Raw genomic sequence first — 4,326 nt, 5'->3', positions numbered from 1 at the left:
CCGATCTCCATGGCGGGGAGGCGCCAGTCCCACATCGGCAACAGCAGGACCTCCCGCTCCCCGGCCGGCCGTCCGGCGTCCCGGAGGGTCTCGGCGGCCCGGCCCCAGAGGATGGACTCCAGCCGCCGGCAGAACGTCTCCAGCACCGGGTGCCGCCGTGGTTGTCCGTCCTCCGCCATGCCCGTCCTATGCATCATCACTCCTTGTCGGCCGCCGGTTTCGTCAGCACCACTCGAACCCGGGCCGCGACCGTACGCGTTCCGTGACCGAGGGTGACGATCCCTACTCGAGCGCTACGCGGAACGCGACTGAACCCCCTCTGAGCGAGCATGCCCTCGGTAGACTTGACTACGCGGCGATCCCCTGCCGCACCCCGCGGCGACCCCCCAGCCGCAGTGCCCGTCAGACCAGAGGACGTTGTCGTGACCATAAGAGAGGCTGTCTCGAGGTGGACCATCAGCCGGTGTGAACCGCTGGTCCCCGACGAGTACCGCGCATCGGCGAGTGATGAACTGCGGCGGATCTCCTCCACCGACCCGCAGTGGTTCCGCCTGTGGGCCTCCGGCGTGCTGACGGACCTGGTCGAGACCCTGGACCCCGAGGACCCCTGGCGCAACACCGGCGACCAGGAGGGTGCCGTGGTCCTCCCGGACGGCTCCCCGTTCGGTGACTGGCGCAATGCCACCGACCTGCTCCCGGTGCCCTCCGAGGCGGACCCGAGCCTCGACGTCGGGCTCGCCGCCCTGGCCCGGCCGCTGTCTCCGGCCTCGACGCGCGTCTGGCTGGCCGCGCAGTCCGGCCGGGACGCGGTCCTGCACGAGCTGGACGGCATCGACGTCGGCGGGGCCTACTCCGTGGCGGTGCCGGCCATCGAGTGGGCCATGTTCCGCCGCCGGCTGTTCATGGGCCAGGAGGACGCGTACATCCCCCAGGTCTGCACCGCCTGGACGGGGCGGGCCGAGCACATCGCCCGCTCCGAGCCCTGGGACGAGTCCGGTGCCGCCCGGCTGCGTGCCGGCTCGCGCGTGGAACCGGGCAGCTGGCGCCTGCTCGCCTGAACCACCGGCCACCCGGCCACCGACCTCCGACCTCCGACCACCCGGCGAGAGTTACGATCACGCTGCACGTCGGGACACGCCGGTGGAATCGACGTCTAGCGTGATCGTAACTCCGCCGACTCCGCTGATTCCGCTGGCTCTGCTGACTCCTCTGCTTCCGGCGCCTCCGCTGACGGCGCCGAGGGACCGTCCACCGGGATCGACGCCGTGAAGGTCGAGCCGACCCCGGGCTCGGAGACCACCCTGATCTCGCCCCCGTGGGCGCGGACGAAGGCCCGCGTGATGGCCAGGCCCAGGCCGGTCCCGGGAATGGCTGCCCGCCGGACGTGCTCGGTGCGGTAGAAGTTGGTGAACAACCCCTCCTGGTCCTCGGGGCTGATCCCGATGCCAGTGTCCGCGACCGCCACCTCGGCGCAGTCCCCCGATCGGCGGACCGTCACGGTGACCGTGCCGCCGGACTCGGTGTACTTGACGGCGTTGGAGATCAGGTTGTCCGCGACCTGGCTCATCTTGATCTTGTCCGCCTGCACGGGCAGTCCCTCCGGCAGGTCCGTGACCAGGGTGATCCCCTCGTTGTCCGCTCGCACCTGCGCCGATTCCACGCTGTGCTGCACGAGCCGGGCCAGGTCCGTGGGCTCCAGCGCCGCCACGGCGTTGCCGGAGGCCGAGTCCAGCAGCGAGTTGACCAGGGCGAGCAGCCGTTCCGAGTTGCGCTGGCAGGTCCGCAGGTAGCGCGCGACCACCTCGTCCTGTTCGTCCTCGATCGCCAGGTCCAGGTACCCGATGATCGAGGTCAGCGGGGTGCGGAACTCGTGGGAGACGTCCGCCACGAACTTCTCCCGGGCCCGGATCGCGTCGATCAGGTCGGTGACGTTCTGGAAGACCACCACGGTGCCGTCGAACTCACCGTCGTCGTCCCTCATGGCCTGGGCGGAGACGGACATGAACTGCTGGCTGCCATCCACCCCGAGCGCGTAGAGCCGGTCGGAGAAGCTCTCCCCGCGGACGGCCCGGTACAGCGCGCGTTCCTCCGCGGGGACCGGGGTGACGCCGTCCGGTTCGAAGATCAGCAGCTCGCTCTCCGTGGCGTCGTGCCGTCCCTCCGGCTGGCCGATGAGGTGCTGGCGCTGTTGCGCCGCGTTCCAGATCAGGCCGTTGCCCTCCCGGTCGGTCACCACGATGCCCACGTCCGTGGTGTCCAGGATGGCCTCCAGCCGGCGGTTCTGCTGGTGGGTCGTGGCCAGCACGTCCTTGAGCTCATCACGTTGCCGGTCCATGCTGCGCGCCAGCACGCTCGCGGCGACCGCCAGGGACAGCATGAAGAACGGCACGAGCGCCGGCCGGAACAGGTCTTCCCGGGCCACGGTGCCCAGGTTGATCAGGTAGGGCCACCAGATCGCCGAGGCGCTGCCGATGAACCCCAGCAACAGGCCCCAGAAGGGGTAGATGCCGGACCAGGCCAGCCAGAAGACGGGGAACGCGGGGAGCATGGTCATCCCGTCCAGCGCGAACCGGGCGGACTCCCAGATCAGGGCGATCGGGATGAAGTCCAGCAACGGGATGGACCAGTACGTCAGGGACGGCAACCGGTCCCAGGGGATGACCACCGCCGCGAGCGTCAACACCATGACCCCGGTCACCCCGAGGAAGAACCCGGGAGTCGCGGCCGGCATGGTCCCCGGCCCGTGGCCTGCCGGCTGGGGCACCACCAGGACAAACACGAACACGATGGCCACGGAGATGGTCAGGGGCAGCTGGGACAGGACCACGCGCCAGCGCAGGGGAAACTGGGCGAAGTACCGGCCTGCGTCCGAGGCCTCATCCCTGACCGGCCCGTGTGCCGTGATCCGGTTGGTCACGTCCGGGAGGGTCTCCAGGATGGGCGCTGCGGCCGACTCGGAGGTGGCCCCCGCAGACGATGTCACCGACGTCCGGCGTGTGGGCATGACGTATCTCCGTTCTGGCGCTGATACGGCCGTATGCTGTTGCGAGTCCACCCTATGCCGTCCGCGGTCTGCTATAGCGTTGGACGAACAACGGATGACGAGGGGTAATGCGGTGGACGACCGGCGTGTAGCGGTAGTGGTCGAGGACGACGAGGACATCCGGGAGCTGATGGTGGCCCTGCTGGGCCAGTCCGGCTTCGAGGTCCACGCGGCGGCCAACGGCACCGACGGCGTGGACGCCGTCAAGGAGAATGACCCTGTCCTGGTCACCGTGGACCTCGGCCTGCCGGACATCGACGGTTACGAGGTCACCCGCCGGGTGCGGCGTTTCACCGACGCGTACGTCGTCATGCTGACCGCCCGCAACGAGGAGATCGACACCCTCATGGGCCTGGATGCCGGCGCCGACGACTACCTCACCAAGCCCTTCCGCCCCCGCGAGCTGCGCGCCCGCGTGGAGGCGATGCTGCGTCGCCCCCGCGCCGCCCCCGCGCCCGCTGCCGAGACCCCGGGCCCGACGCTGGCCACGGTGACCCCCGCGCCCGCGCCCGGTCACGCTGCAGGGCACGCAGCCGAACAGGGCGCCGGCCCGACGTCGGGCGCCGACGGATCCGCCGCTGCCACGCCGTCCGGCTCCACAGGACGAGCGGATGCGTCCTCGGCCGACGCCCGGTTGGCCCTGGACGGTCTGGTGCTCTATCCGCACGTGCACCACGTGGAGGCCGAGGGTCGGGACGTGACGCTGACGCCCACCGAGTTCGTGCTGCTGGAGACGTTGTTGCGCAGCGGCCGGGTCGTCCGGTCCAAGGCCGAGCTCACCCGCATCCTGCGTGGCGACGAGCCCGATGCCGGAACGTTCGTGTCCGAGTCGGACGAGCGGACGGTCGAGGTGCACGTCGGGAACATGCGCCGCAAGCTCGGCGACGACCCGCGGCGGCCGCGGTGGATCGAGACGGTGCGCGGCATCGGCTACCGCGCTGCCGGGGCGGCCGAGACGTCCGGTTAGCCGGATTCCGGCACCCCGAGCCGACGACCCCTGGCGACGACGAGACCCCAACCGCCTGATCGGCGTGTTGGGGTCTCGTGCGTTCCGGGTTCGGCGGGGCCGTCAGTTCATGCGGGCTGGGAACCTCCGGAGAGCCGGTCCAGGAACAGCTGCAATTGACGGGCGGTCTCCTTGGCCAGGTGGCGCAGTTTCGCCATGACGGAGTCGAGACAGTCGGTCACCGGCCAGCGGACGGGATCCGGCGGACGCTTCGCCAGGTGGTCCTGGAGCTCGGCGGCCAGTTGCGACAGCGCGGCGGCACCGGCCATGGCCGACG

At 70.6% G+C, this 4,326-nt stretch carries 4 protein-coding genes and 1 pseudogene; 2 read left to right on the top strand and 3 right to left on the bottom strand.

Going from position 1 to position 4,326, the window contains the following annotated elements:
- A pseudogene (locus PLJ28_RS15055) lies at positions 1-197 on the bottom strand (hypothetical protein); the annotation flags it as partial.
- A gap of 225 nt (positions 198-422) precedes the next feature.
- On the opposite strand from PLJ28_RS15055, the gene PLJ28_RS15050 reads away from it, so the two are divergent.
- The gene (locus tag PLJ28_RS15050) at positions 423-1,058 is read left to right on the top strand and encodes a hypothetical protein (protein WP_183527386.1); all 636 of its coding nucleotides are present in this window, start codon (positions 423-425) and stop codon (positions 1,056-1,058) included.
- A 95-nt stretch (positions 1,059-1,153) separates the two neighbouring features.
- On the opposite strand, the gene PLJ28_RS15045 is transcribed toward PLJ28_RS15050, so the two are convergent.
- Positions 1,154-2,983 carry a sensor histidine kinase gene (locus PLJ28_RS15045; RefSeq protein WP_324590358.1) on the bottom strand — a complete coding sequence of 610 codons (1,830 nt, stop codon included), beginning with the start codon at positions 2,981-2,983 and terminating at the stop codon, positions 1,154-1,156.
- Between the two features lie 115 nt (positions 2,984-3,098).
- Here PLJ28_RS15045 and PLJ28_RS15040 point away from each other — a divergent pair, with 115 nt between their 5' ends.
- The gene (locus PLJ28_RS15040) at positions 3,099-4,010 is read left to right on the top strand and encodes a response regulator transcription factor (RefSeq protein WP_324590357.1); all 912 of its coding nucleotides are present in this window, start codon (positions 3,099-3,101) and stop codon (positions 4,008-4,010) included.
- 107 nt (positions 4,011-4,117) lie between these two features.
- Here PLJ28_RS15040 and PLJ28_RS15035 read toward each other — a convergent pair.
- A partial coding sequence (locus tag PLJ28_RS15035) for a hypothetical protein (RefSeq protein WP_324590356.1) occupies positions 4,118-4,326 on the bottom strand: 209 nt, incomplete at its 5' end.

This window comes from Citricoccus sp. (assembly GCF_035445025.1).
GTDB lineage: Bacteria > Actinomycetota > Actinomycetes > Actinomycetales > Micrococcaceae > Citricoccus.
This window is presented reverse-complemented; position numbering and strand designations above follow the sequence as displayed.